Origin of the sequence: Marinomonas aquimarina (assembly GCF_900089755.1) — a bacterium.
In the GTDB taxonomy this organism is placed as follows: Bacteria; Pseudomonadota; Gammaproteobacteria; order Pseudomonadales; family Marinomonadaceae; genus Marinomonas; species Marinomonas aquimarina.
Genome location: NZ_FLOC01000017.1, coordinates 48,808 through 75,316, shown reverse-complemented (window position 1 = coordinate 75,316; position 26,509 = coordinate 48,808). Strand labels below are relative to the sequence as shown.

Sequence of the window (26,509 nt, the reverse complement as noted above, 5' to 3'; positions counted from 1 at the left end):
GTTGTTGTGCTCTAAATCCTTTAAAGCGCTCATCCATTGAGTGGTTATCCCTAACGCCCTTCCCTGTGCTATGCCCTACTTGGCTCTTTAGCTCTTATCCGTAGAGCCTGTTTCCTAATGTGAAAATCCGTCTTAGAGTGTCCATCACTCATCCATTTTGCATCCCACAAAGTATCCTACTTTGCCGCACTCCATGTGCATCTCAGTCCATGAGTTCCGTTTGGATGGGTTAACTATACCGTTTTCTAGATAAGTTGCAAAAAAAGAGCAAGAAGAGAAAATTAAGATTAATCCTTTTAAATCATAAGCTTACAAAAAATTGTACATTTTTCTTACTATTTTATTGCGAAATTAGAGAAATACCCTACAGCCTTTGTAGGAATATCCCTACAAAACACTGCATTTTAGAAAGCCGAGCGGAACCCTTCGACCCATTTCACTGCGTCTGCATAGGTCTCTGCGAGCACTTCCATATCCTGTTCGGACTTGATAGGGCGATTTTTCTCATACGCTTCGATCAAATCTAGGGTATAGCCTACACGACCAGTACGTTCGAGAATGGCGTTGGTGAATTCAAGTGGTAATGGCAGCTCCGATAGCACGTTGTCCAGGTCAACGCCGACACAGACATCGATCATCGACAACATGCCGGCGAGGAAATAGCGTTCTTCGTTCGCGTATTGCTGCGCTTTGGCGAACAGCTCCGCGTGCTTAGCACGCAGCAGTACCTGACCTTGCAAAACTTCTCGATCAGCCGTCATCTCGGACATCAACAATAGGTTGGTGATCGATTTCAGCTGCTCTGTACCAATCAACATAATAGCCAAACGCAAAGAATCGACCGAGGCCACTAACCCTGTCATGGGTGAGTTAAGATACTTCAATAGCTTGTGGACCAAACCAATGTCTTGGCCGACGATTTGTTCCAATTCTTCAATTGGCAGGTCACCGGCGCGCATCAAAGAGGCCATCAATTGCATCAAGGTCATTTGATTGACATTAGACGCTTTTTTGGCAATCGCTTGCGGCTTTTCAAAGAAATACCCTTGGAAATAGTCCACATCCAGCAGCTTTGCGAAATGGTAATCCTCCCAAGTTTCGACCTTCTCAGCGATCAACTTGACATCGTAGGGGCGCAACGCCTCAACTTGCTGATGAAACTTATCTTTACCCAGCGCCACCATATCCAACTTAATGTAATCGGCGATTTCCACAAATGGGGTTAAGCGCGGTTCATAGACGAAGTCATCCAACGCAATCTTAAAGCCAGCGTTATGCCAACGGCGCAAAGAAGCCAACAGCACGGCGTCAAACCCAGCACTCTCAAGCACCTCAATGACGGTGTGCTCTTTTGGTAACGGCACACCACTTGGGTTAACGAGGTAGCCTCGTGGAAAGTTTACAAACGCCTTCCCAGTGCTGCCCACAATGTTGTGCATCCCTAAATCCAGCACGCAGGTCGTTATCACCTGTGCTGTGGCGCCCACTTGGTTATAAATGTCGGCGTTAGAGGCGTCAGCGTTGCGGCGATACAACAACTCGTAACCGATCGTAGATAAACGATTATCCACGATCGGCTGTCGAGCAAGCGCAACATTGTGATACATCATATATTTTCGTACCTTTTAATCATTAACTGCCCTGTCGAAATGGCATGGCATATCGTTACTACTATTTAAGCAGTATATTGCCAAATTTCGCTTTGGGCGAGGGCAATAAACTTGGTAACATGAAGCTTATAAAGAAAGCAAAATAAATTGTGGGGATACAAATGCCAACTTACCGCTCCAAAACATCCACTGGCGGCCGCAATATGGCCGGTGCTCGTGCGCTATGGCGTGCAACAGGCATGAAGGATGAAGATTTTCATAAACCAATTATTGCTGTCGCGAACTCGTTCACTCAGTTCGTGCCAGGTCACGTGCATCTAAAGGACCTAGGTCAGCTTGTTTGCCGTGAAATCGAAGCGGCGGGCGGTGTTGCAAAAGAATTCAACACGATCGCGGTCGACGACGGTATCGCTATGGGCCACGACGGTATGCTGTACAGCTTGCCATCACGTGACTTGATCGCAGACTCGGTTGAGTACATGGTTAACGCACACTGTGCCGATGCATTAGTTTGTATCTCTAACTGTGACAAGATCACACCGGGGATGTTAATGGCGGCTCTGCGCCTAAACATTCCAGTCATCTTCGTGTCTGGCGGCCCAATGGAAGCGGGTAAAACCAAGCTTTCTGAGCACAAACTAGACCTTGTTGATGCCATGGTCATCGCGGCAGACGACAGCGTGTCAGATGAAGTGGTAGAAGAGATCGAACGCTCTGCCTGCCCAACGTGTGGTTCTTGTTCTGGTATGTTCACAGCGAACTCTATGAACTGTCTAACCGAAGCACTAGGTTTGAGTCTGCCAGGTAACGGTACTGTGGTTGCGACACACGCTGACCGTGAGCGCCTATTCCTAGAAGCAGGTCGACGCATCGTTGAAATCGCTAAAAACTACTACGAAAAAGACGAAGAGAAGTGGCTACCACGCTCAATCGCGACGTTCGAAGCGTTCGAAAACGCGATGACACTAGACATTGCTATGGGTGGTTCAACCAACACTATCCTACACTTGCTAGCCATGGCGCGTGAAGCCGGCGTAGACTTCACCATGCAAGACATCGACCGTCTGTCTCGTAAAGTGCCTCAGCTATGTAAAGTGGCACCAAACACTCAGAAATACCACATCGAAGACGTACACCGTGCCGGTGGTATCTTCGGTCTACTGGGTGAACTGAACCGTGCCGGCGCTCTGCACAACCAAGTGCACACCGTACACTCTGATACCATGCTTGATGGTTTGAAGAAGTGGGACATCATGGAATCACCTACGCCGGAAGTCGTGGAATTCTACAAAGCTGGCCCTGGTGGTATCCCAACGCAAGTAGCCTTCAGCCAATCATGCCGCTGGCCAACACTTGATGGCGACCGTGCTAATGGCTGTATCCGCTCTCTAGAAAACGCTTTCTCTCTAGAAGGTGGTCTAGCAGTACTTTACGGTAACATTGCTCAAGATGGCTGTGTGGTGAAGAGTGCTGGTGTTGACGAGTCGATCCTTGTATTCGAAGGTAAAGCACACGTTACCGAGTCTCAGGACGAAGCGGTTAAGAACATCCTTGAAGACAAAGTCGAAGCTGGCGATGTGGTTATCGTTCGCTACGAAGGTCCTAAAGGTGGTCCAGGCATGCAAGAAATGCTGTACCCAACGTCTTACATCAAGTCTAAAGGCCTAGGAAAAGCCTGTGCCCTACTGACTGACGGCCGTTTCTCTGGCGGTACCTCTGGTCTATCAATCGGTCACGTTTCACCAGAAGCGGCGGCAGGTGGTGCGATTGGTTTGGTAGAAAATGGCGATCGCATCTTGATCGACATCCCGAACCGTACCATCAATGTTATGTTGACTGACGAAGAGCTTGCTCACCGTCGTGCCGCGATGGACGCGAAAGGCGCAGACGCTTGGAAACCAGTGGAAACTCGTCCACGTAAAGTATCACCTGCACTGAAAGTGTACGCACACTTTGCTACCAGCGCAGACAAAGGTGCGGTACGCGATCTAGACCAACTAGACTAAGCCTATCGTTTAACCTCTAAAAGCCGCGCCTCCACAAGAGGGGCGGCTTTTTTTAATTATATTGGACCCTATGCCATGCTCAGCTATCGCCATATTTACCATGCTGGCAACCACGCCGACATTCTCAAGCACCTCGTTGCCAGCCAAATCTGCCGTCATTTAACCAAGAAAGACGCGCCCTTCTTCTACCTTGATACCCACGCTGGCATTGGCTTGTATGAACTGGCTTCCGATCAAGCCCAGTTAAACCAAGAATACGACACCGGCATCAGCCGCTTAATGGAGCGCAGCGATTTACCTGAGCCGCTTGAGCGCTTTGTTGAGATCGTCAAAGAGCTCAACCCTGAAGGTGAATTAGAGGTTTACCCAGGTAGCCCGATGGTGGTGGACCACTACCTGCGCCAAAAAGATAAAATGCATTTGTGTGAGTTGCACCCAAATGACTACCCTGTACTTGCTGCACTTTTCCCTAAAAAAAGAGTGGCAAATGTGGTAAAAGATGATGGTTTCTTGGCGGTAAAAGCCATGTTACCGCCGCCACAAAAACGTGGCTTTGTCTTGATGGACCCACCTTACGAAGTGAAGAACGACTACAAAAAAGTCGTCAAAGCGCTGGAAGAGGGTCACAAACGCTTCGCTCAAGGCACCTTTGCTATTTGGTACCCGGTGTTGAATCGACGTCAAGCGGACGATTTGCTTAATGCGGTCGCGGCAACCAAAATTAGAAACACATTACTATTGGAATTGAACATTCGCGGCACCGAAACCAAGCGCGGTATGGCTGGCAGTGGCATGATCGTTGTCAACCCACCTTGGACGCTGGAAAAAGAAGCCGCTGAGTTCCTTCCGTTTTTACGTGATGCGTTAGCAGAAGATCAAGACGCTCACTTCCAACTGCGTTGGATTACCCCAGAGTAATGCTCGAGAGGCGAGCACACTGACTTGATAAGGAGTCTCTAAATGTCCATCCCGTTTACCACAGCATTTCATCATATGCCGACTCCCGCGTTTATCGCACAGATTCAAAGTGGTGAAATCGTAGCGGCCAATGAACGTTTAGAAAGCCTGTATCTAAATGTCGGTGCCGCTCGCCAAGAAACTTGGCAGTCGTTGGTCAATGATGATCAATCGAGTCTTGCCGACATCGTCAACAAACTCAATCGTGGTCAAGTGGAGCGTATCAGCGCGCGCTTGGAAGTGGGTGATCGTTTCCTAACCGCCGAGATTTCTCTAACAGAGCTGGATGATGAGTATGTCCTAGGCTACATCTCTCACACCGAGCATCTGGATTTCAGCGTCGCAGAAAACACCCTGTTGAAGTTCGCTCTCACTGAATCGTCAGCGGGCATCTGGATGTGGGAAGTGGAAGGCGACACCATCTCCTGCTCACAATCCATTGCTTCATTACTAGGTTGCTCTTTAGAAGATACGCCGCACAATAGCCAAGCGTGGCGAAGCCGTGTACACAAAGACGATCTGCCGAAAATGCAGCGCACCGTGGACGAACACATACAGCACAAGCAGCGTTATTACGAATCCGAGTACCGTATTCGTCGTGGCAATGATGAATACACTTGGGTGCGCGAGCGCGGCCGTACTTACAGCCAAGGGCCCAATGCTGAAGTCGTCAAAATCATCGGCTTTATTGAGGACATCAGCTCTCAGAAAGCCCTAGAAGAGCATCTGCGCTCCCAGGCAACCTTTGATGAGCTCACCGGGCTTTTGAACCGTGGCGCAGCGCTGACACACTTCACTAAGCAACTTGGTTTAGCTCGTCGTCAATACACCCCATTGACCATGGCCAAGATTGACCTAGACGCTCGCGGTTTACTGGCGGACATGCCATTAGAGCAACGTAATACGGCGATCCACACCTCAGCACGCTTTATCTATAAGAAGATTCGTGAAGCCGATATTTTAGCCCGTGTGGCACAAGACAAACTGTTACTGCTGTTGCCAAACACAAGTCTTAAAGACGCGCAAAAGCTGATCAATAGTTTCTTGCAGCCCAACGACGAAGAGCAAAAAGTATTGGAGTTCTCCGATGCCAGCCACCTCAACCTATGTGTTGGTTTGGCGACCTTCCCAGAAGACGGTGAAACCATCGAAGAGCTGGCACAAAGCGCCAACTCGGCGGTGGAAAAAGGCCGCACTGAAGGCGTTGCCGTCTTCATTGCCGAGTAAATCGCACCGTTACACCAACCTATAGCCCGCATTAGTCATCATCTATAAGCCTAATCGCGGGCTTCGGGCGCCGGTCCACCTGCAGATCAAATAGATCTGGACGACTGTAATGGCCTGAGACATCGAGCGCTTTACGCGAACGTCGTGCTTCGTCCACATCTATTTCGGCGTAAAGAATGTCCTTTTCTTGATGCATCGGACCCGCGACCACACCACCAAAGGGCTTGATCACCAGTGCATCGCCAGGGTTGATCCATTCCTCAGCGTCAAACAAGGCCTCTCGATCCGGAAAATCTTCGGGGATATCCGCGCCAGTCATCGCGGTAGCACTGCTTAACACCCAACAACCGCCTTCGCGGGCGATGTGGTTCATCGAGCCAGCCCACACTTCGCCACTGTCCCACGTTGGTGCCACATAGATGTCGATATCCTGCGCAAAGAGTGCATAGCGCGCCAAAGGCATATAGTTTTCCCAACAGATGAGCGCACCGATTCGGCCAAACGGCGTGTCGACGACTTTCAGTCCCGACGCATCGCCCATACCCCAAACCATACGCTCAGGGTTGGTCGGCATCATTTTACGATGGCGATTTAAAATTCGCCCATCCGTGCCGATCACCACCAAAGTGTTGTAAAGCGTGGTACCACTAAAGCAACTGTCCCGTTCGTTTAACCCCATGACCACGACGACATTATGCTGCCGTGCCGCTTCACATAACCCTTCCAACTCTCCGGCTTCAAGATCAACAGAGTTCGCCCGCAGCATGGCATGAAGCGTACTGCCAAGCGCCATGTCCTTACCTGGGCGTAAGCGCCAGATCCAAGTGGGATAGCCAGGCAAAAAAGCCTCAGGAAAAACGATCAGGTTAGCACCATGGCTAGCGGCTTCCTCGACAATTTCTAACGCTCTCGCTAAAGATGCCTTAAGATTCAGCAGCACAGGTGGTTTTTGCGAGATTGCAACCTTGATGTTCATACGCCCCCCAGATAAACAGATATCACTCTAAGGGTAGTCCAGCACCGTCGTTAATGATCGATTTTGTCTAATATAAAGTATGACGCAAGCAGCAGTCCCCCAGCCGCAGGGGCTGAGGTTGTCTGGGAGAGAGGGAAGCTTGAGCGGTTATTCGCCTTGCAAAGTCAGCACTAGGCTACGGGCGCCACCGTGATTACGATGTTCACACAGGTAAATACCCTGCCAAATCCCCAAATTCAAATCACCACGGGTCACCGGAATATTCAGGCTTGAACCTAAAATACTGCTCTTAAGGTGTGCGGGCATATCATCACTGCCTTCGTAGGTATGACGATAGTAAGGCTCGTTTTCCGGTACCGCGTGATTAAAGAAGCTTTCGAAATCAACACGTACGGTCGGATCCGCATTTTCGTTAATGGTGAGCGATGCCGAGGAGTGTTTGATAAACACATTCAACATACCCACTTCGAATTTGCGCAACTCTGGCAGCTGGCGCAAGATTTCATCCGTCACTAGGTGAAAGCCACGCTTGCGCGGCGACAGCTGAATTTCTTTTTGCAACCACATCGGGATTAGCCCTTTTGGTACACGCTAAAACGGTAGTCGTAAGGGTTTGGACCTTCTGCTGGGAACGCTTCTTCGCCGATTTTTTCGTAGTTGTTCCAAGCTACTTCAGGGAAGAACGCATCGCCTTCGATTTCCGCATCCACATGGGTGATGTACAGGCGATCAGCACGCTCAAGCGCCAAAGAGTAGATTTGCGCGCCGCCAATAATCATTACTTCTTCTTGGCCATCCACCAAGCAGATATCTTCACCTAGACGAATCGCTTCATCCAATGAACGCACCACATCTACGCCCTCTGGCTGGTAGTCTGGGTTACGGCTGATGACGATATTACGGCGTCCTGGCAGTGGCTTACCAATCGACTCAAACGTATTTCGGCCCATGACAATTGGCTTGCCCATGGTCGCCTGTTTGAAGTACTTCAGATCGTTTGGCAAATGCCAAGGCAAGGAATTATTAATACCGATCACGCGGTTGGTAGACATGGCAACGATTAGGGACAGCATGTTGACTCCAATGTATGTTCATTCTCGATCTCACAGCCCACTCGGCTTTAGTTTAAGATCTGCTATAATTCTCGCCATTTTACCCCAACCAAGGGCGCAATTACATGAAACAGTATCTAGACCTTTGTCGTCGTATTATCGATGAAGGCGAATGGGTTGCTAACGAACGTACCGGCAAACGCTGCCTAACGGTGATTAACGCCGACTTGACCTACGATGTGGGCGCTGGCGAATTTCCGTTGGTGACCACGCGTAAGAGCTACTGGAAATCCGCCATTGCTGAGATTATTGGTTATTTACGTGGTTACGATAACGCTGCCGACTTTCGCGCCCTAGGCACGAAGACGTGGGACGCTAACGCGAATGAAAACCAAGCCTGGTTAAACAACCCCTACCGTAAAGGCGAAGACGATATGGGTCTTTGTTACGGTGCCATTGGCCGTAACTTCCCTAAGCCTGATGGCGGTTCCGTTGACCAGCTGCGTCAAATCGTCGATGACTTAACTCAGGGGGTGGACAACCGTGGTGAGATCTTTACCTTCTATCACCCAGGTGCGTTACACATGGCCTGCCTGCGCCCTTGTATGTACAGCCACCATTTCTCGCTACTGGGCGATACTCTGTACCTCAACAGCACTCAGCGCAGCTGTGATGTGCCGTTAGGGCTGAACTTTAATATGGTGCAAGTGTATTTCCTACTGGCCATTATGGCGCAGATTACCGGCAAAAAACCGGGCAAGGCGTACCATAAGATCGTTAACGCCCATATCTATGAAGATCAGCTGGAGCTGATGCGTGATGTGCAGCTAACACGTGAGCCGTTTGCAGCGCCGACGTTCAAAATCAACCCAGACATTAAAACGTTGGAAGATTTGGAAACTTGGGTCACGCTGGATGATTTTGAGCTCGAAGGCTATGAGTACCATGAAGCGATTGCCTACCCGTTCTCGGTGTAATCGCTGTCAGTGACGCATAAAAAACGCCGCCTATTTTGTTCAAAATCAGGCGGCGTTTTTATTAATCAAGCAGGGCTTACTTCTGTGGGTAGCGTTGCAACTTAAAGCCAACGACCAATAGCGCTATCCCCAACAGTACCATAGGCGTCGATAGGATCTGCCCCTGAGTTAACCAACCAAAGGCAATGTAGCCCAGCTGCGGGTCAGGCTCGCGTACAAACTCCACCAAGATACGGAAGATGCCGTAGCACAATAGGAACATACCTGAGACGCAGTAACGTGGCTTCGACTTTTGCGAGAAGAACCAAAGAATCGTGAACAAGGCTACGCCTTCTAAGGCAAACTGATACAGCTGCGACGGGTGGCGTGCTAGCTGTAATGGATCGCTTGGAAAAATCATCGCCCAAGAAACATCCGTGGCCTTGCCCCACAGTTCCCCACCGATAAAGTTACCAATGCGGCCTAAGCCCAAACCAATCGGCACAAACGGCGCGCCAAAATCCAAGATGTCGATGATGTGTTTTTGCGTCTTACGGGCAAAAAGCCACATGGCTAGGATCACCCCTAACAGGCCACCGTGGAACGACATACCGCCTTCCCAGATACGGAACAACAGCAGTGGGTTATCGGCAAAAGAAGGAAATTGATAAAACAGGATATAGCCGATACGGCCACCGAGGATAACGCCCACCGCGCCATAGAAAATCATGTCGCTGACTTGTTCTGGCGTCCATAGGCCATTCGAGCGTTTGGCGCGATACACGCCCAGGTAATAAGCGGAAACAAAACCGATTAAGTACATCAGGCCATACCAATGAATGGCAATAGGACCGAGCGATACCGCTACCGGATCGATATTTGGATAGGCAATCATAAAGGGTCTACAGTCTGTTGATTTATTGAAGCGCAGCCGTTTTAGACGGACGGATCAGACGTTCGACACCGGCTTCACGCACGAGTTTCATCATGGTTTGACGCACCGCATCCGAGTGCACCAAAGGCAGCACTTGGCGCAGCATATCTTGCGCTTGCTCCATGGTTAACTTTCGCAATACCGCTTTGACTTTGGGTAAGCTAGTGGAGCTCATGGACAATGTGTTGTAGCCCATCGCCATAATCAAAATGGCCCCCAGCGGGTCACCGGCTAGCTCACCACAGACGCTCAACTTGACGCCTTCGCCCTTGGTACGCTCGACGATGTCGGCCAAGGCACGCAGTACCGCAGGATGGAAGTTGTGGTACAGGTTCGCCACGCGCGAGTTGTTACGATCGACCGCCAACAGATATTGGGTCAAGTCGTTACTGCCAACAGACATGAAGTCCACCATGCCGGCCAATTCTTTGGCTTGGTACACGGCACTTGGCACCTCAATCATCACGCCCACTTGTGGCATGACCACATCGTAGCCTTCTTCTTTGACTTCGGCGTAGGCACGGCGAATCAAGGCCAAAGCTTCTTCCACTTCGGCCACGTTAGAAATCATCGGAAGCATGATTTTCAGGTTATGCAGCCCAGCGCTGGCTTTAATCATGGCACGGATTTGTGCCATAAATATTTCAAGATGGTCGAGCGTGACGCGAATGCCGCGCCAACCTAGGAAGGGGTTCTCTTCGCTGATGGGGAAATAAGGCAAGGCCTTATCACCGCCCACATCTAGGGTACGAATGGTCACCGGCGCGGGGGCAAAGCCTTCCAGCTGCTGACGGTAAATTTGTTCTTGCTCAGCTTCGGTAGGGAAGCGATCACGGATCATAAAGGGCACTTCGGTACGATATAGACCGACCCCTTCCGCACCACGATCAAGTGAACGGTTAACGTCTGCCAGTAGACCTGTGTTCACATATAAGCCAATGCGCTGACCATCGAGGGTTTCACAAGGCAGGTCCTTGAGCTGCTCGTATTCACTTTCTAGCTGACGCTCTTCATCAACGATCTGCTGGTAGCTATCGATGATGGCATCGGATGGGTAAGTGAAAATCTGGCCAGAGTAGCCATCGACAATCATGTCGACCTTATCCAACTTGCTGTAAGGCAGATCGACTGCCCCCATCACCGTTGGAATGCCCATAGCACGGGCGAGAATGGCCACGTGAGAGCTGCTTGAGCCCATCACGGAGACCAGACCTTTGACTTTATCGAGTGGGAATTCCCCCAACATCGATGCCGTAAGCTCTTCACCGACGATAATGACCGGTTCCGTTATCTCTTCGGTGACACTTGGGGTTTTCTCTTGCAAATGGGACAGGATGCGACGACCCAGGTCACGAATATCCGTGGCCCGCTCACGTAAGTAAGGGTCTTCCATTTGCTCAAAGAAGGAAATGTGCAACTTCACCACCTGACGCAAGGCGCCCGGTGCCCAGTTACCCTCTTCGATCTTTTTGATTATCTCTGCGGCCAGCGAGTTGTCGTCTAGGATCTTCAAATACACATCAAACAGCGCTTTTTCATCACTGCTGATGTGTTGACTTAAACGACTGCTGACTTTCTTAATGTCGGCACGTACCGCTTCTAAGGCTTGGTAGAAATCTTCCACCTCCGCTTCGACACTTTGCGGCGTGCGATCAGGAATCACATCTAAATCGGCAGGTGGGAAAATCACCGCCGCTTTACCAATCGCCACGCCTGAGCTGCCCGCGACGCCTTTGTAGCGGAAATCGGAGCCGGCTGGCGTGCTCGACGTGAGCGACATCATGGCACCCGTCGCTTCCGCGTGGGCAATCACCCCGGCCAGCTGGGCTGACAGGGTAATCAGAAAGGCTTCCTCACCCTCGTCGAAACGACGGCGTTCCTCGTGTTGTACCACCAGAACACCGAGCACCTGGCGATGGTGAATGATCGGCACACCAAGGAAGGATTTGTAGCGCTCTTCCCCGGTACCACTTAAATAGTGGAACGCAGGGTGCACATGGGCGTCTTCTAAGTTGACCGGTTCCGCACGACGTCCGACCAAGCTGACCAAGCCTTCATCGGCTTTTAAGCTTAGTTTGCCGGCGGCTTCCGCATTCAAACCGCGAGTCGCCATCAAGATGTAATCTTGAGTGTTGGGATCGACTAAGTAGATTGAGCACACTTCAGAGCGCATGGCACGTCGCACACGACGCACGATGATCTCGAGCGCGGCTTGGAGCGACTGTGCTGCCGTAACCTCTTGGGTGATTCGTCTCAATAAACTTAACATATATCCTCAACTGTCTGGAGTAGAAGGAAGCTTATACAGGCTTATTCCTACGCTTTAGCCATCTGTGTGCATTGGGCACTAATTCCTTCAATGCACGACGATAGACATCCTTTTTGAACGCAACCACTTGGCCCAGCGGATACCAATAGCTAACCCAGCGCCATCCATCAAACTCAGGACAGTCTGTTCCGTCAACACATACGCACGCATCCGCGCAGCGAATGGAAAGCAAAAACCATTTCTGTTTCTGTCCGATGCACAGGGGTTTGCTGTTATGACGAAGCATTCGCTTAGGAAGACGATAACGCAACCAGCCTCGCGTTCTACCGACAATCTCAACTTGATGTGGTTCTAAGCCCACTTCTTCTTTAAGTTCTCGATACAAGGCTTGTTCTGGCGTTTCATCCGCTTTAATGCCACCTTGGGGGAATTGCCACGCGTTTTGACCTACGCGTCTCGCCCAAAGCAACTGGCCTCGCTCGTTCATCAAGATGATGCCTACATTCGGTCTGTATCCGTCTGCATCAATCACGAGCTCTCACCTTATAACTAAAATCTAATGCACAGCATTGTTCCACAATTCCGTGTTTCGCACAATTAATCGGGCTGTAATTTGTCAATGCCATCGCTATACTGTGTAGCACAATTTAATCGATAGGTGATGCTGTGACACTGGCAATATTTGACTTAGACGGTACGCTGCTAAGCGGCGACAGCGACTACAACTGGGGACAATTTCTAGTTGAGAAAGGGCTGGTAGATGTAAAGCTATACAAAGAAGCAAACGACCGCTTTTTTGAACAGTACCAAGCCGGTACGTTAGACATTTTTGAATACCTTGCGTTTAGCCTAAAACCACTGACACGTTTTAGCAAAGCAGAACGCGATGCCCTGCATGCCGAGTTCATGGATCACAAAGTGCGTCCGATGATGCAAGAAGAAGCCACTAAATTGATCAAATTCCATAAGGATCAAGGTCATTTATTGCTATTAATCACCGCGACCAACCAATTTGTCACGGGCCCCATTGCCGAAGAACTAGGCATGGATCATATCATCGCGCCAGTGCCCGAAGTGATTGACGATGAATACACTGGCAACATTGTCGGTGTGCCGAGCTTCCAAGCGGGCAAGGTGACACGTCTAAACGACTGGCTTAAAGAAACCGGCCATTCCATGGACGGTAGCTACTTCTACAGTGATTCTCGTAATGACTTACCCCTGCTGGAGCTGGTCGACCACCCGATTGCCGTGGACGCCGACCCGACCCTGACCGATATCGCGAAAGAGCGCGGCTGGCCGCATATTTCTCTGCGCGGCAATTCTTGGTAAGCCCTGTTCTCCCTGATACGAAAAAGCGAGTCTAATGACTCGCTTTTTTTATTGTGCTGGCGCTTATTCTGAACTAGGTAGCGCTGGCGGCAGGGCAAACATCAGCAATGTACTCTGTCAGCATGGCCGCATTGGCGGCAAAAGAGACCGATTCGATCACTTGATTATTGACCTTCAACACAGTGACCTGATCCTCACGCACGGGCAGCGAATCCGACACATCGCCCTCACGGTCAAGCCAGATGGGATAGGGGTAACGGCGCATTTTAGGGATCGCAATCAGATCTGAAATCAAACTTGGCATACCACTGATGTCCGCCAGATACACCAACTTGCCTTGCTCCATGCAAGCCGTATCAATGCTTTCAAGGCTTTCTCTGGCGAGGTCTTTAGCACTCATGCCATCGACAAATAACAGCGCCTGCATACTAGTTTGATGATCAAACACATGGCCCCGTTGATCCTCAATGCCATCTAACACGACACTGTCCCCCATAGACAATGATGGCGTCACTGTTTTCGATGCACACCCCACTAGTGGTACTAAGGCGACTAACGCAAAAGCCCCCAAGACTCGTTTCATAGTTTGCTCCCTTTATCGTTATTAAACATTATCGCTGCAAACGCTCAATTAACTGCTGTTGATACTCTGGCAGTTTAGCAGAGGAAATGGCTTGGAACGCCAAAGGCTCTAAATAAGTCATGCCCGCATGCAAGGCACTGGCTTGCATCGGCGTAAACACATCTTCCAAGCGTACACCAATGCGCCCCGATGCCCCGTAGGTGGTGCTGCCCCCTGCCGCTGTCGTCACTAGTAGCATTTCTTTGCCCTGCCAAAGACCTGGTCCGACGCTGCCCCAAACATCATTCATATAGGCCTTCATCATCGGCGTAATGTTGAACCAATGGGTGGGGAACATAAACACAATACGGTCATGCTCACGGGTGAGCTGCTTTTCTAGAGACGCATCAATAGCACGGGTATCAAAGCCATACAGAGTTTCTAGATTACGCACCGTCACCCCAGCGACACTCTCCGCGGCTGCTTGCATGCCCTTGGTCATCACCGAACGCTCTGGGTACGGGTGCGACACAATCACCAGTGTTTTAATATCGGTTTGATAGGGTTTGTCATTGGCCAACGCCAGATTGCACAGCATTAGCGTCATGACTGCCAACAACAGCGTTTTGAACTGATTGATTCGATACATTGAGTCGCTCCTTGTAAATAGATGAACGCTGAGAGGAATAATTAGGTCGACTAAACCTAGGTTAATTACTCATTCTTAAGGCCAGCTTACAGTAACGTCCAATGCACACCAAACAGAGGAAATACCATGAGCACTCTCCCTGCCCTGCAATGGCGTTATTCACTAAAACAGTTTTCCAGTGACAAAGTTCCATTGGCACGTGTCCACGATCTAATCGAAGCCGCTCGACTGGCCGCGTCGTCCTATGGTTTGCAGCCCTATCAAATCTGGGTCATTGACGACTCACAGGTGTTAGCTCAGCTGTCAGAGCATGCCTATGGCCAAAGCCAAATTACCCAGTGCTCGCATTTGTTGGTACTGGTGAATGACACTCAGATCGGAGATCACACTGTTGATCGTTATTTCCAACGCTATTACCAGCAAACTGGCACAGAAGTCGGCAGCGCCGATGGCTACGCCGAGCACATTAAATCCGCTCTGGCCGCTCAAAACTCGCCACAACGCCAAGCCTGGGCCCAACAGCAGGCTTACCTAGCCTTGGGAGCGCTACTGAGCGAAGCGGCGATGCAACGCATCGATGCCTGCCCAATGACGGGCTTTGATCAAGAGGCGTTTAATCATGTGTTAGGCCTGACTGAGAAACAGTTAAATGCCTGCGTTATCTGTGCCGTTGGCTACCGTGACAACAGCATTGCTGTGCCTGAAAAAGTACGTACTCCAACGACTGAATTTGCCCATTTTTTCGCTTAAAGGTGCGCCCTGTATGACACTTCTCAATTACCTTACAACGCTCGGCTTAAGCCAGCCCAAGGCTCCCAGCTTAGACTTTCTCAGCACCTTTACCGAGCGCCATCTAGAACGTTTCAGCTTTAATAACTTAGCGGTTTTGCTGCATCAAGAGATCTCTTTGCAGAGCCAAGCCATTCTCCATAAGGTGGTACAACAAGGCTTAGGTGGCTACTGTTTCGAGCACAATAAACTGGCCTATGAAGCCCTCTCCCTTTGCGGTTTTGAGGTTCGCCTAGTTCTGGCTAGGGTCATTAACAATGATGAGCGGCCAGTACCACGAACACATCGTATAACCTTGGTAAAGCTGGCGGGTGAGCACTACCTAGTCGACATCGGCTTTGGTGCCGCTTGCCCGATTAAGCCTCTGGCCTTGGCTAATCGTTTACCCCAACAGGCGGGCTTTGAGCGCTACCAGGTGGTACAGAATAACCAGCAAGAGTATGAGCTGTGGCAATTACGGGAAAATGGCCCCTTTCTTTTATACCGCTTTGATTTAGCCCACTACAGCGATGCGGATTGTGAAATGGGGCACTTTTACTCCCATAAACATCCGCACGCGGCGTTTGTGAATAACCTCGTCGTGAGCCAAAAAAGCGCGCGCGAGACCTATGTGATCACTAACGAACGCCTGACACACCACAGCGCGAGCGGTCGTGAAAGTCGTTTGATCGCGTCCTCAGAGGCACTGTTTGAAGCACTGACACAGGTGTTTAACCTCAGTAGCGAACAGGAGGTATGTGAGTTTTTGTTTAGCCACTATCTCGCGCCAAGACTCGACAACATGCAACCTTAAGGGGGCCCCAATGCAGTCTATTGTTGCCGCCCTGATTTGGTCCTGGCTGATGGCTTCATCCTTTGTTGTGTCAGCCTATGTCACCTCTTATGCCTCACCTTTAGCCACAACGGGGCTACGTTTTATGATGGCACTGGTATTGATGACTCCGATTTACTATTGGCTGCCAAAACCGGCGGAACATTCCTTGAGGACCGTCTTCCAATCCACTTCGCTGACCCTAAAGTATCTATTGATCAGCGCTGCCTTGGTGGGCTTTTTTATCGGTCTGTTTAGTGCGTTAAAAACCACGTCGTCTTTAAACACCTCCGTCATGTATACCTTCGTGCCCTTACTCGGCGCTCTGCTGATGCTGTGCTTTGGCCAACGCACCTCCTTCAAGCACTGGCTCGGTTATATGATTGGCTCCGCTGGTGCCATCAGCGTCTTGGTCTTTACACGTGACGGCGTGCTGACATGGCATGTGGGTGATGGCATCTATTTTATAGCCTGTGGCTTATTGGCATTACACGTGATTAGCGTGCAACATTGGGGACGGCAAGTGAGCGCTTTTGCGGGCGCCTATCGCATCCTGTTGTTTGGCTGTATTTGGTTGCTGCCCATCACCCTACTATGGGGGGAGCTTGCTGAGGTGGCTTGGCAGAGTTCAACCTTTTGGCTATTACTGTTGTATTTGACCCTGTTTACCACCCTGCTAACCTTTGTGCTGCAGCAGCTAGTTATTCGCTCTGGTGGGGCATCACGCCTATTGGCCTTCAGCTATACTGTGCCCATCTGGGTTGCCCTATATCAAGCCAGTCAAAGCCGGGCCATTATGCTCTATTCCTATGGCTTTATTATCGGCTCCGCTATGGTGTTATTGGCCTTATTGATGATTGACAGCCGTCCTATTAGCCCTTCAGAGTCACGCGATGGATAAGCAATATTTAACACAGCAACTGAGGCACTTTTTCGATCAATACCAAGCGGGAATTGATTGGCGTCTGTGCAATACCGAGATCCAGGTGCACACGCTCGCTAAAGGCGACTGCTTGCTGCAGCAGGGCGAATCGTGTGCCCGTATGTTCTTTTTATGCAGTGGTTTAGTGCGCTATTACAGCGTTTCACAAAACGGCAAGGAATATACACAGACCATTGCCAAGGCGCCTAAGTTGGTGGGTTCCACTCGCGCTCTAGGCCTTACTCAACCCGCGCTCTTTAGTATTGAAGCGGTCTGCCCTAGTGTGGCGATTTCATTTTTGTGGCAGAACTTTTATCAACAGATGAGCCAAGACTTAGCCTTTACGCAAGCCTATGCCAAGTTCTTAGAAGGCATTTTTATTGCCAAGGAGCAAAAAGAATACGCTATGGTGAAGCACTCCGCTACGCAGCGCTATTTGGACTTTTGTCGTGACTTCTCAGAGCTGAAGGACGTACTGCCGCAACAACAGATTGCGTCTTATATTGGCATAACCCCCATTGCCTTGAGTCGTATTCGCGCCCAATTAAAAAGCAATGCCTGCTGAGCCATAAAAAAACGCAGCCTAAGCTGCGTTTTTTAAAAGTCTTATAGACCCATATTATTGTGCACTCGATAAAACAGTGCTTTTAAGTATTCCGTTTCCGGAATCGCTGGATGCACTGGGTGATCCGGCGCTTGCGTGCCACGGTAGATCAGCTGTGAGAAGCGCTCTAGCTGACGGCTATTGCTGCGCACGATGTCGTGCAAACGGCCCGTCTCTAGGTGCATGGAACAAGAACCGGATACTAAAATACCGCCTTTTGCCACCAGGCGCATGGCCAACTGGTTAGCACGGTGGTAAGCGCCTTCGCCCGCTTTGATGTCTTTACGGCGGGCGATAAACGCTGGCGGATCCATGACCACGACATCAAAGCGCTGTTTCTCTTCAATCAGAGATTGCATCGCTTCAAAGGCATCCCCTTGCATCAGGTTCGCTTCACCTTCGTATTGGTTCAACGCCAAGTTGGCATCCACGTGATCCAATGCTGCTTCAGAGGCATCGATAAAGGTCACATCCGTGGCGCCTGCAGCAGCGGCTTGTACACCCCAGCCACCGACGTAAGAGAACACGTCTAGGACTTTTTTACCGGAACAAAACTGTTGCATGGTTTTGCGGTTTTCACGGTGATCGTAGAACCAACCGGTTTTTTGACCATCCCATACCGGTGCTTGGAACAGCACATCGTTTTCTTTTAGGTAGACCACTTCCGGCACGTGCCCAAAGACTTCTTCCACGTAAGTGTCCAAGCCTTCGACATTACGCATCTTGCCATCATTTTTCATCAGGATCGCGCTTGGCTTGACTACTTCTTGCAGGGCTTCGATAACTTCAGTCTTCAAACGCTCAATGCCGGCGGTGGAAATTTGCACCACAAGAATATCGCCAAAACGATCCACCACTAGACCCGATAGGCCATCCGAGTCGCCAAATACCAAACGGTAGTAAGGCTCTGGGTAGCTCATTTCACGCAATGACAAGGCAATCTTAAGTCGATGTACGATGGTCGATTTGTTTAAAACCATATCGATACTGCGGCTCACCAAGCGACCACAAATCAGTGTATTAGGGTTGATCATGGCAACACCTATTGGCTTGCCGTGTGCCGTTTCCACGATCACTTGATCCCCAGCATTAAACTGCTTCAAAGGTGTCGCATCGGTATTCACTTCATTGCTATATATCCACTGATGGCCCGCACGAAGTCTTCTGTCTGCTTGCCCTTTTAACCTAATTACACTCAAAGTACTCACCAAGGTTACATAAAAAAACGCTATTATAAGTGTTCAGTTATGGATTTCTACGTTATCGGCGTAATTCACTTACTTTCATCCGCCAATACTCACAGGGGTTACGATGTCTACTGGTTTAAATGACGAGCAATTAAAGCGGGTTTTGCAGGGGATCACCATCCCTCCTCAGCCTCAGGTCATGGTTGATCTGCATATGGAGCAAGCCATGCCGGAGCCTGATATGGCTCGAATCGCACAAATCATTTCCCAAGATGTTGGCCTGTCAGCCGCGGTATTGAAATTCGTCAACTCGGCTTACTACGGCTTACCCCGTAAAATCTCATCGATCCAGCAAGCCGTGATGATGCTCGGCATTCATTCTGTGGCCAATATCGTCAATGGCTTAGCGGTCAAGAGTGAGCTATCCGATGGTGCCATTGAGCAGTTACATAACTTCTGGGACAACGCTATGGATGTGGCTTCCGTGTGTTCCAGCATTGCCAATCAGATCGGCTTCAAATACCAAGACGAATGTTACGCACTGGGCCTGTTTCACAACGCCGGTATCCCGCTGATGATGAGCCGCTTTGACGGTTACAAAGCCGTGCTAGAAGAAGGCTATCAGAGCTACGACTTTGAGTTAACCGACATTGAGAACAAAAAGTTTCGCACCAACCATTCCGTGGTGGGTTATTACCTGGCCAAGTCTTGGGCGCTTCCGAAAGCGTGTTGTTATGTCATTGCTCATCATCACCGTGCGCAAAAATTGTTCAACGAACGCATAGCCGGTGATAGTAAGTACCTGACCTTTATGTCGATTCTAAAAATGGCCGAGCATATCAGTGCCACTTACAAACACCTTGGCAAAGCGGCTGAAGATTATGAATGGATGCTGGTCGGCCATCACGCCCTAGAGCACCTAGAGCTAACCGAATACGATTTTGAAGGGATCATTGATACCTGCCGCGAACAAGGCATTGGCAATCTTTAAAGCTTCCCTTCTGTAAAATAAAAAAGAGCGCCGCGGCGCTCTTTTTTATTAGATATTATTGACGTTCTTCCCTAGGAAACATCACTAAGTGATCTAGGTGCACACTGATGCCAATGTCTTGGCCAATGGCGTGGTTATGATGTGACGATGAGAAGCAATAGGTCACTTTGCCAGACGGCAGTTTCACGCGATATAAAAAGTAGGAACCACGGAACCATTTACTGACGATTAAGCCTTTAAAGGCACTGTCATCGTCATGCAGGATATCGTCTGGGCGTACCAGTAAATCGACTTTAGCTCCCGACTCAAAACCATGGTTCAGCTGACCTTGGATCTCTCCTAAATCAGAGTGTACACAATTGTCACCACACACAACCGCGGGCAAAAAATCACCTTGGCCGATAAACATCGCCACAAAGCGCGACGCGGGCTCATGGTAAATCTGATACGGCGTGCCCACTTGTAGAATACGCCCAGACTCCATAATCGCCACTTGATCGGCCATGGCAAAGGCCTCTGCCTGATCGTGGGTCACCAGAATCGCGCTGACTTTTTCAAGTTGCAGAATGGCACGAATATCCGGCACCAGCTCCTCGCGCAATTTCGCATCCAAGCCCGAAAAGGGCTCGTCCATTAATAGCAACTTAGGCTTAGGTGCAATGGCACGAGCCAAGGCCACACGCTGCTGCTGACCACCGGAGAGGGAATGCGGATAGCGGTCTTTGTAGCCACTCAGTCCGACCAACTCCAGTAAGTGGTCAATGCGTTCCGCCACCTGTTTTTTTGACCAACCTTTTAAGCCAAAGGCAATGTTGGCGCCTATGGTCAAATGCGGAAACAAAGCAATGTCTTGAAACACCATACCAATGCTGCGTTTTTCCGGGCTTAAGGTTTTACTCGCCGACGACAACAGCTCATTATCGAGGGTAATCTCTCCCGCCAACAAGGGTTCGAAGCCTGCAATGGCACGCAGTAGAGTCGACTTGCCACAGCCACTTGGGCCAAGTAAGCAGCCGATCTGGCCTTCGACGATACGAAAGTTAGCATCCTGTACTACGGGGACACCTTGGTAGCCCACTGCAATGTTGCTTAGTTTTAGTTCTTTTAACATTTTATTTGGTGGCATTGCCGTCATGTTATACCCCATTAAGCCTAATGCGTGCTCGATGATATCGAGCGGCTTAATAAAATCACTGGGATGAGACCCACTGCGACAATCATCAGCGAAGCCGGTGCCGCATCAACCAAACGCTCATCGGAAGCCAGTTCGAAAGCTCGCACCGCCAGCGTATTAAAATTAAAGGGACGCAAAATCAGCGTCGCTGGTAACTCTTTCAAGACATCCACAAAAACGATCAACAGCGCCGTTAGCACCGAGCTTTTCAGCAAGGGAACGTGAATGCGGCGTAACACTTGCGCCGGTGAACAGCCCAAGGAGCGCCCAGCCATGTCCATACTGGGTTTGATCTTACCTAAGCCACTTTGCACCGAACCTAGTGAGACTGCCATAAAGCGAACCGTGTAAGCAAACAACAGCGCAATAATGGTGCCGGAGAAGAATAAGCCAATCTTGGTATCAAACGTCTGCTGCACAAAGGCAATGATGCGATGGTCCAGCCATGCTAAAGGCACGATCACACCAATGGCGATAATGGTACCAGGTAACGCATACCCCATACCGGACGTGACAATGGCCATTTGTACACTCTTCTCTTTGTGTAAGCGACCGGCATAGGCTAATACCAACGCCAGCGAGACCGTAATCAAAGCCGCTAACGCTGCTAAATAGAAGGAGTTCCACGACAGTTGCACAAAGTCCCAGCCCACGGTTTCGGCTTCAAACACCGCCCAGTACAACAGCACCAGCGCAGGGATCACAAACCCCGCGAACACAGGGATCGCACAGGCAACAAAGGCTACCAGCCCATAAATGCCGCGCAGTTCAATCTTACGCTGGCTGGCTTTACGCAGCCCCGAGCCATGATAACTAATCTTACGACGCGAGTAGCGCTCAGCAAAAATCAGTACTGCAACAAATAACAATAAGATGCCCGCCAGCTGTGACGCCGCCGCCAAATCACCAAAGCCATAGAAGGTACGCATGATACCCGTGGTAAAGGTGGTCACACCAAAGTACTGCACAGTCCCGTAATCGGCCAACGTCTCCATCATCGCTAAGGTCACACCAGCGACGATCGCCGGACGCGCCATGGGCAAGGCCAAACGAAAGAAAGCTTGTGGGGTTGAGTAACCAAGGGTACGACACACTTCTAAGGTATTAGCTGACTGTTCCAAAAACGCCGCACGACTCATTAAGTAGACGTATGGATACAGCACCAGTGACAGCATGGCAAAGGCGCCACCTAGGGAGCGCATTTCAAAAAACCAATACTGACCGTAACCTAACCCCGTGACATCGCGGATAAAGGTCTGTACGGGACCGGCAAAATCGAATAAGCCCGTATAAGTATAGGCAATAATGTAGGCTGGCATAGCCAATGGCAGCAGTAACGCCCAAGAGAGCATACTACGACCACGAAACTCACAAACACTGGTCAACCATGCCGCGGGAACGCCCATGGCCAAAGTCCCTAGGGTGACTCCCAGCATCAGTAAAAAGGAGTTCGACACATAGTCAAACAACAGCGTTTCATACAGGTGTTGCCATACACCGCTGCCCCCCAAAAAGATATTGATCACCACGATCAATACGGGAATGGCCAGCGCCAAGGCGACAAAAATCGCGCTCAGCTTTAACAAAGAAATCCCATTTCGACTCGTCGAAATGGGATTAGCATGGGTCAATGTCGACATTAAAACACTTACTCTAGTTCAGTGAACTTATTTCCAACCCGCCGCGTCCATCATCTCAACTGCTTGACGGTTATTGTCACCCAGTACACTTAAGGACATAGAATCGGCTTTAAATTCACCAAATGGTTGCAAACTCTTTGGCGGAGCAATGCCTTCTACTACTGGGTATTCGTTGTTGACATCCGCGTACCAAACTTGGCTTTCATGGTTGATCAAGTATTCCACCAGCAGCTTGGCATTATCAATGTTAGTGGCCGCAGCGGTTAAACCAATGCCACTGACGTTGACATGGGCACCACGATCGCCCTCATCTTGGTTTGGCCAGAACAGCGCCACTTTGTCGTACACTTCACGGTCGCTGGCTTTGTCACTTTGACCAAGGCGGCCAAAGTAGTAGGTATTCGCCAAGGTCACATCACACACACCTGCTGCGACCGCTTTTAGCTGATCGGTATCACCACCAAATGGCGGGCGTGCAAAGTTGCTAACAAAGCCGTTTAACCAAGTTTGAGTCGCTTCTGCCCCTTCTGCTTCAATCATCGAAGCCACTAGGGATTGGTTGTAGATGTTAGAAGAAGAGCGCGCACAGATACGCCCCTGCCATTTGGCATCAGCTAGATCTTCATAGGTTGATAGCTCACTGGCATCGACTTTTTCAGGGTTGTAGAAAATCACGCGCGCACGTTGTGACAAACCGTACCAGTAACCATCACGGTCACGTAGATTGTCCGGCACGGTTTCTTCGATCAGATCGGTAGCAAAGCTCTGCAATACGCCGGCGTCTTTGGCACGGTATAAACGACCAGCATCCACCGTAATAAACACATCCGCAGGACTCGCCGACCCTTCAACTTGTAGACGACGCAACAAAGCATCGGCATCCCCTGTAACCAAATTAACGGTGACATCGTGTGCTTTTGAGAATGCGTCAAGTGCTGGGGCAATTAGGGCTTCTTTGCGTGCTGAGTAAACGTTTACTTCACCGGCTGCCGTAGCCATTGAGCTGGCCAATAGCGCGCCTGTCAAAACAGATAGAGACACACCTTTGACCATCTGAGAACGTGGGTTTGTACCCAAAACTTGTGCTGGACCTTTCATCTTAACAACCTATTTCACCAAAGCTCAAAAACTGAACTGTTAATACGACGATATAAATATCACTATAAATGAAAACAGTTTTTGTTTACATAGCTTTTCCGCACGGATCGTCGCGGGCTTGCTATAAATCTAATTTAACGGGTTGAATAGACAAAAAAGAGAACCTTAGTTCTCTTTTTTGTAACAGGATATCGTTAGCGCACACCCGCCGCGTGGGCCACCAGCTGACGCTTGATCATAGGAGACGATTGACACAGTTTCATGCCCATATTGCGTAGCTGCACCACAACCGGCTGTTGTGTGGTAAACATGCGTTTGAAGGCTTCCATGGACGCTGACATAGCGATGTTGTCGAGCATGCGCGCACGCTGATAACGACGTAGGATTTTTAACGACCCCAACGCTTCACCACGTTGATGGGCTTTGATTAAAATCGGCACCAAGGCGCTGACATCGGCAAACCCCAGGTTGGCCCCTTGTCCTGCCAGCGGATGAATGGTGTGTGCCGCATCGCCAATTAAGACTAAGCCCTCTTGCACGTATTGCTTGGCATGACGCTGACGCAGCGGGATCGCCATACGTGGCACGGTAACCGACAACGCCGTAAAGCGGCGATTGATGGCATAGGTCAGACGTTTACAGAACGCCGCATCATCCAGTGCCACTAACTGCTCCGCATCCGTGGGCGCCACCGACCAAACAATCGAGACATAGTGCTTACCCTCAACACTTGGCAAAGGCAAGAAAGCCAAAATGCCCTCTTCGCCAAATGCTTGCCAGGCAGTGTTTTCATGGGCTTGATCAATCTCTACTGTGGTGACGATGGCATGATGGCCATAGTCCCATTCCACCGTATCAAAGCCATTTTGCTGACGTAGCTGCGAGTTTGCGCCATCGGCGGCGATCAAGACAGCGCCTTGCAACTGACGATCCGAGGCCAAATCAATTTCCACGCCGACATCGGTATGACGCTGAGCAGCGACACTGTCGTCAAAATACAGATCAATGCCACGGGTATCGTGCACGCTTTTCATCAAGGCATCACACAACACCGCGTTTTCCACAAGCTGACCTAAATCGCCCGCCTGTTGATAATTCCCATCGAAATCCACATAACCATCCCCAAGTCCGTCCCAAACCGCCATTTTGTGGTACGGTGCTAGGCGACCTTGGGCGATTCGCTGCCACGCACCCGCTTCTTCGAGCGATTGCTGGGATAACTTCGAGATGGCACTGACACGGGCATCGTAGGCCGGTGGAGTGGATAAGGCATAGCGGCCAGAGTGCTTATCAATCAGGGCAACCGTGAGCCCCTTTTGCGCCGTGAGGACCGCCGTTAAGGCGCCCACCATTCCGGCACCCACAATGATTACATCGTATTCTCTGGCCATGCCAAACCTCTATTTCAACTTAATGAGATGCCATTAAGGCTTTCGACGCCATTAAGGCTTCAATTTCATGAATTTCTTTTGCTAACCCTTGAGTCAGTACGTACGGGCCGTCTTCGCGGATGAGAATGTCATCTTCAATACGAATACCGATGCCACGCCATTTGGCGTCGACGTTTTCGTTATCAGGGTTCACATACAGGCCTGGTTCTAGAGTCACCACCATGCCCGCTTCAAACGGACGCGATGCACCGTTGATTTTGTAACGGCCACAATCATGTACGTCCAAGCCCAGCCAGTGGCCAGTATTGTGCATATAAAACTTGCGGTAGGCTTTGTTCTCAATCAGCTCTGCCACAGAACCTTGGAGTAAGCCAAGCTCGACCAACCCTTTGGTCAACACTTCGACGGCGGCATTATGGAAGTCTTCATAAGGCTTACCAACCTGCATATGGGTCAAAGCTTCGTGGTAAGCATCGAGCACCAATTGGTACAGCTGTGCCTGTGGTTCACTGAATTTACCATTGGCAGGGAAAGTACGGGTGATGTCTGAGGCATAGCAACCTAGCTCGCCACCAGCATCGATCAGAATCAGGTCGCCATCTTCGATTTTTTCATCGTTCTTGATGTAATGCAGTACACAAGCATTGCTGCCGGAAGCCACAATGTTGTTGTACGCCGGTACGCGCGCGCCATTCTTCATAAAGATGTAGTTAAGCTCCGCTTCCAGCTCATACTCCATCATGCCAGGTTGCACCGCCTGCATCGCGGCAATGTGTGCTTGCACACTGATGTGCGCGGCTCGTTCCATGATTTCAATCTCGCCTATGTCTTTAATCAGGCGCATTTCATGTAGCGTGTCGCTTAAATCTACTAGGCCAGTGGGGGCGATGGCTCCTTGGCGCGCTTTAGCCGCCAACTGATCACGCCAATGCAGTACTTGATCACGTAGGTATTCATCATCCATCAACACGGCCACTTGATCCGCGCCATCGAGCAGCTCCAACGCCAGCTCGTCGAGTTCGTCTAACTCGACCGCTTGCTCCATGCCAAAAGTCTGCATGGCACCCGTGATGCCGTGACGGAAGCCATCCCACTGCTCGCGCTCAGGGTCTTTGGGCAACACTGCCATATGGCTTTCGCCTGACGGCAAGATAAACAACAGCGCACTTGGCTCTTGGAAGCCGGTTAAGTAAAAGAAGCTGGAATGGGCGCGAAATTCATATTCACAATCGTTGTTGCGCGTTGCCATTTCACCAGAGCGCAGCACGGCAATGGTGTTGTCCATGCCAAGGTTATTCATCAAGCGCTGTCGACGCTCGCGATAAATTTCTTTCGATAAGTTCATTCCATACTCCTGTTACATCACACTCGG

Annotated in this window: 25 protein-coding genes; 10 read left to right on the top strand and 15 right to left on the bottom strand. The window is 50.2% G+C overall.

Translation table 11 applies throughout. The annotated features are described in order from the left end of the window. Window positions 1–404 precede the first annotated feature (404 nt). Window positions 405–1,610, bottom strand: a complete 1,206-nt coding sequence (locus MAQ5080_RS13880) for an EAL and HDOD domain-containing protein (RefSeq protein WP_067211957.1) — start codon at window positions 1,608–1,610, stop codon at window positions 405–407. A 161-nt stretch (window positions 1,611–1,771) separates the two neighbouring features. Between MAQ5080_RS13880 and ilvD the strand changes: the two genes are divergently transcribed. From ilvD to MAQ5080_RS13865, 3 genes are all read left to right on the top strand, one after another. Beyond that, window positions 1,772–3,616, top strand: coding sequence for a dihydroxy-acid dehydratase (ilvD, locus tag MAQ5080_RS13875; protein WP_067211960.1), 1,845 nt, complete (start codon window positions 1,772–1,774; stop codon window positions 3,614–3,616). A 75-nt stretch (window positions 3,617–3,691) separates the two neighbouring features. Next, complete coding sequence (locus MAQ5080_RS13870) at window positions 3,692–4,534, top strand: 23S rRNA (adenine(2030)-N(6))-methyltransferase RlmJ (RefSeq protein ID WP_067211962.1); 843 nt, start codon at window positions 3,692–3,694, stop codon at window positions 4,532–4,534. Between the two features lie 42 nt (window positions 4,535–4,576). Further along, window positions 4,577–5,800, top strand: a complete 1,224-nt coding sequence (locus tag MAQ5080_RS13865; protein ID WP_067211965.1) for a PAS domain-containing protein — start codon at window positions 4,577–4,579, stop codon at window positions 5,798–5,800. Between the two features lie 31 nt (window positions 5,801–5,831). Here the strand turns inward: MAQ5080_RS13865 and MAQ5080_RS13860 are convergent, their stop codons facing one another. From MAQ5080_RS13860 to folA, 3 genes are all read right to left on the bottom strand, one after another. Continuing rightward, a complete protein-coding gene (locus MAQ5080_RS13860) occupies window positions 5,832–6,776 on the bottom strand; it encodes a carbon-nitrogen hydrolase family protein (RefSeq protein WP_067211969.1) in 945 nt (314 codons plus the stop codon). A 147-nt stretch (window positions 6,777–6,923) separates the two neighbouring features. Further along, the gene (locus MAQ5080_RS13855; protein ID WP_067211972.1) at window positions 6,924–7,343 is read right to left on the bottom strand and encodes a secondary thiamine-phosphate synthase enzyme YjbQ; all 420 of its coding nucleotides are present in this window, start codon (window positions 7,341–7,343) and stop codon (window positions 6,924–6,926) included. Between the two features lie 5 nt (window positions 7,344–7,348). Beyond that, a complete protein-coding gene (gene folA / locus MAQ5080_RS13850; protein ID WP_067211976.1) occupies window positions 7,349–7,849 on the bottom strand; it encodes a type 3 dihydrofolate reductase in 501 nt (166 codons plus the stop codon). A 104-nt stretch (window positions 7,850–7,953) separates the two neighbouring features. Here folA and MAQ5080_RS13845 point away from each other — a divergent pair, with 104 nt between their 5' ends. Then, window positions 7,954–8,805 carry a thymidylate synthase gene (locus MAQ5080_RS13845; RefSeq protein WP_067211980.1) on the top strand — a complete coding sequence of 284 codons (852 nt, stop codon included), beginning with the start codon at window positions 7,954–7,956 and terminating at the stop codon, window positions 8,803–8,805. 76 nt (window positions 8,806–8,881) lie between these two features. On the opposite strand, the gene lgt is transcribed toward MAQ5080_RS13845, so the two are convergent. Genes lgt through MAQ5080_RS13830 form a run of 3 tightly spaced genes read right to left on the bottom strand, consistent with a single transcriptional unit; the run spans window position 8,882 to window position 12,519 of the window. After that, the gene (lgt, locus tag MAQ5080_RS13840; protein ID WP_067211983.1) at window positions 8,882–9,679 is read right to left on the bottom strand and encodes a prolipoprotein diacylglyceryl transferase; all 798 of its coding nucleotides are present in this window, start codon (window positions 9,677–9,679) and stop codon (window positions 8,882–8,884) included. Between the two features lie 22 nt (window positions 9,680–9,701). After that, window positions 9,702–11,987, bottom strand: a complete 2,286-nt coding sequence (ptsP, locus tag MAQ5080_RS13835; RefSeq protein WP_067211986.1) for a phosphoenolpyruvate--protein phosphotransferase — start codon at window positions 11,985–11,987, stop codon at window positions 9,702–9,704. A 31-nt stretch (window positions 11,988–12,018) separates the two neighbouring features. Continuing rightward, window positions 12,019–12,519 (bottom strand): RNA pyrophosphohydrolase, encoded by a 501-nt coding sequence (locus MAQ5080_RS13830; RefSeq protein WP_067211989.1) that lies wholly within the window; start codon window positions 12,517–12,519, stop codon window positions 12,019–12,021. A gap of 134 nt (window positions 12,520–12,653) precedes the next feature. On the opposite strand from MAQ5080_RS13830, the gene MAQ5080_RS13825 reads away from it, so the two are divergent. Then, window positions 12,654–13,319 carry a histidinol-phosphatase gene (locus MAQ5080_RS13825; protein WP_067211992.1) on the top strand — a complete coding sequence of 222 codons (666 nt, stop codon included), beginning with the start codon at window positions 12,654–12,656 and terminating at the stop codon, window positions 13,317–13,319. 73 nt (window positions 13,320–13,392) lie between these two features. On the opposite strand, the gene MAQ5080_RS13820 is transcribed toward MAQ5080_RS13825, so the two are convergent. Further along, window positions 13,393–13,902, bottom strand: a complete 510-nt coding sequence (locus tag MAQ5080_RS13820; RefSeq protein ID WP_067211995.1) for a hypothetical protein — start codon at window positions 13,900–13,902, stop codon at window positions 13,393–13,395. 28 nt (window positions 13,903–13,930) lie between these two features. Further along, window positions 13,931–14,530, bottom strand: a complete 600-nt coding sequence (locus MAQ5080_RS13815; protein ID WP_082861132.1) for an NAD(P)H-dependent oxidoreductase — start codon at window positions 14,528–14,530, stop codon at window positions 13,931–13,933. 126 nt (window positions 14,531–14,656) lie between these two features. Between MAQ5080_RS13815 and MAQ5080_RS13810 the strand changes: the two genes are divergently transcribed. Genes MAQ5080_RS13810 through MAQ5080_RS13795 form a run of 4 tightly spaced genes read left to right on the top strand, consistent with a single transcriptional unit; the run spans window position 14,657 to window position 17,617 of the window. After that, window positions 14,657–15,280, top strand: a complete 624-nt coding sequence (locus MAQ5080_RS13810; protein WP_067211999.1) for a nitroreductase family protein — start codon at window positions 14,657–14,659, stop codon at window positions 15,278–15,280. A gap of 13 nt (window positions 15,281–15,293) precedes the next feature. Further along, complete coding sequence (locus tag MAQ5080_RS13805) at window positions 15,294–16,112, top strand: arylamine N-acetyltransferase family protein (protein ID WP_067212002.1); 819 nt, start codon at window positions 15,294–15,296, stop codon at window positions 16,110–16,112. A gap of 10 nt (window positions 16,113–16,122) precedes the next feature. Continuing rightward, complete coding sequence (locus MAQ5080_RS13800) at window positions 16,123–17,031, top strand: DMT family transporter (protein WP_067212006.1); 909 nt, start codon at window positions 16,123–16,125, stop codon at window positions 17,029–17,031. Continuing rightward, entirely contained in the window at window positions 17,024–17,617 is a 594-nt protein-coding gene (locus MAQ5080_RS13795; protein WP_067212009.1) for a Crp/Fnr family transcriptional regulator, read from the top strand. Before MAQ5080_RS13800 ends, MAQ5080_RS13795 begins: the two co-directional genes overlap by 8 nt. Window positions 17,618–17,658: 41 nt before the next feature. Here the strand turns inward: MAQ5080_RS13795 and MAQ5080_RS13790 are convergent, their stop codons facing one another. Continuing rightward, complete coding sequence (locus MAQ5080_RS13790) at window positions 17,659–18,855, bottom strand: class I SAM-dependent rRNA methyltransferase (RefSeq protein WP_067212012.1); 1,197 nt, start codon at window positions 18,853–18,855, stop codon at window positions 17,659–17,661. 112 nt (window positions 18,856–18,967) lie between these two features. On the opposite strand from MAQ5080_RS13790, the gene MAQ5080_RS13785 reads away from it, so the two are divergent. Continuing rightward, window positions 18,968–19,834 (top strand): HDOD domain-containing protein, encoded by an 867-nt coding sequence (locus tag MAQ5080_RS13785; RefSeq protein ID WP_067212016.1) that lies wholly within the window; start codon window positions 18,968–18,970, stop codon window positions 19,832–19,834. A gap of 55 nt (window positions 19,835–19,889) precedes the next feature. On the opposite strand, the gene MAQ5080_RS13780 is transcribed toward MAQ5080_RS13785, so the two are convergent. The 5 genes from MAQ5080_RS13780 to MAQ5080_RS13760 form a co-directional block, all read right to left on the bottom strand. Next, on the bottom strand, window positions 19,890–20,969 hold the full coding sequence (locus MAQ5080_RS13780) for an ABC transporter ATP-binding protein (protein WP_067212021.1): 1,080 nt from the start codon (window positions 20,967–20,969) through the stop codon (window positions 19,890–19,892). Window positions 20,970–20,986: 17 nt separating this feature from the next. Next, window positions 20,987–22,648: an ABC transporter permease gene (locus MAQ5080_RS13775; protein WP_067212024.1), complete on the bottom strand. Its 1,662-nt coding sequence runs from the start codon at window positions 22,646–22,648 to the stop codon at window positions 20,987–20,989. 27 nt (window positions 22,649–22,675) lie between these two features. Further along, window positions 22,676–23,647: a Fe(3+) ABC transporter substrate-binding protein gene (locus tag MAQ5080_RS13770; protein ID WP_497706740.1), complete on the bottom strand. Its 972-nt coding sequence runs from the start codon at window positions 23,645–23,647 to the stop codon at window positions 22,676–22,678. 293 nt (window positions 23,648–23,940) lie between these two features. Then, on the bottom strand, window positions 23,941–25,137 hold the full coding sequence (locus tag MAQ5080_RS13765) for a UbiH/UbiF/VisC/COQ6 family ubiquinone biosynthesis hydroxylase (RefSeq protein ID WP_067212028.1): 1,197 nt from the start codon (window positions 25,135–25,137) through the stop codon (window positions 23,941–23,943). Between the two features lie 19 nt (window positions 25,138–25,156). Further along, a complete protein-coding gene (locus MAQ5080_RS13760) occupies window positions 25,157–26,482 on the bottom strand; it encodes an aminopeptidase P N-terminal domain-containing protein (protein ID WP_067212031.1) in 1,326 nt (441 codons plus the stop codon). Window positions 26,483–26,509 lie beyond the last annotated feature (27 nt).

Bases quoted from the DNA above. Each gene is read 5' to 3' on its own strand.
- MAQ5080_RS13780 (WP_067212021.1), bottom strand. From the start codon at position 20,969: ATGACGGCAATGCCACCAAATAAAATGTTAAAAGAACTAAAACTAAGC.
- lgt (WP_067211983.1), bottom strand. From the start codon at position 9,679: ATGATTGCCTATCCAAATATCGATCCGGTAGCGGTATCGCTCGGTCCT.
- folA (WP_067211976.1), bottom strand. From the start codon at position 7,849: ATGCTGTCCCTAATCGTTGCCATGTCTACCAACCGCGTGATCGGTATT.
- MAQ5080_RS13845 (WP_067211980.1), top strand. From the start codon at position 7,954: ATGAAACAGTATCTAGACCTTTGTCGTCGTATTATCGATGAAGGCGAA.
- MAQ5080_RS13880 (WP_067211957.1), bottom strand. From the start codon at position 1,610: ATGATGTATCACAATGTTGCGCTTGCTCGACAGCCGATCGTGGATAAT.
- MAQ5080_RS13800 (WP_067212006.1), top strand. From the start codon at position 16,123: ATGCAGTCTATTGTTGCCGCCCTGATTTGGTCCTGGCTGATGGCTTCA.
- MAQ5080_RS13795 (WP_067212009.1), top strand. From the start codon at position 17,024: ATGGATAAGCAATATTTAACACAGCAACTGAGGCACTTTTTCGATCAA.
- MAQ5080_RS13870 (WP_067211962.1), top strand. From the start codon at position 3,692: ATGCTCAGCTATCGCCATATTTACCATGCTGGCAACCACGCCGACATT.
- MAQ5080_RS13810 (WP_067211999.1), top strand. From the start codon at position 14,657: ATGAGCACTCTCCCTGCCCTGCAATGGCGTTATTCACTAAAACAGTTT.
- MAQ5080_RS13860 (WP_067211969.1), bottom strand. From the start codon at position 6,776: ATGAACATCAAGGTTGCAATCTCGCAAAAACCACCTGTGCTGCTGAAT.
- MAQ5080_RS13820 (WP_067211995.1), bottom strand. From the start codon at position 13,902: ATGAAACGAGTCTTGGGGGCTTTTGCGTTAGTCGCCTTAGTACCACTA.
- MAQ5080_RS13770 (WP_497706740.1), bottom strand. From the start codon at position 23,647: ATGGCTACGGCAGCCGGTGAAGTAAACGTTTACTCAGCACGCAAAGAA.
- MAQ5080_RS13760 (WP_067212031.1), bottom strand. From the start codon at position 26,482: ATGAACTTATCGAAAGAAATTTATCGCGAGCGTCGACAGCGCTTGATG.
- ptsP (WP_067211986.1), bottom strand. From the start codon at position 11,987: ATGTTAAGTTTATTGAGACGAATCACCCAAGAGGTTACGGCAGCACAG.
- ilvD (WP_067211960.1), top strand. From the start codon at position 1,772: ATGCCAACTTACCGCTCCAAAACATCCACTGGCGGCCGCAATATGGCC.
- MAQ5080_RS13765 (WP_067212028.1), bottom strand. From the start codon at position 25,137: ATGGCCAGAGAATACGATGTAATCATTGTGGGTGCCGGAATGGTGGGC.
- MAQ5080_RS13785 (WP_067212016.1), top strand. From the start codon at position 18,968: ATGTCTACTGGTTTAAATGACGAGCAATTAAAGCGGGTTTTGCAGGGG.
- MAQ5080_RS13775 (WP_067212024.1), bottom strand. From the start codon at position 22,648: ATGTCGACATTGACCCATGCTAATCCCATTTCGACGAGTCGAAATGGG.
- MAQ5080_RS13815 (WP_082861132.1), bottom strand. From the start codon at position 14,530: ATGTATCGAATCAATCAGTTCAAAACGCTGTTGTTGGCAGTCATGACG.
- MAQ5080_RS13855 (WP_067211972.1), bottom strand. From the start codon at position 7,343: ATGTGGTTGCAAAAAGAAATTCAGCTGTCGCCGCGCAAGCGTGGCTTT.
- MAQ5080_RS13865 (WP_067211965.1), top strand. From the start codon at position 4,577: ATGTCCATCCCGTTTACCACAGCATTTCATCATATGCCGACTCCCGCG.
- MAQ5080_RS13805 (WP_067212002.1), top strand. From the start codon at position 15,294: ATGACACTTCTCAATTACCTTACAACGCTCGGCTTAAGCCAGCCCAAG.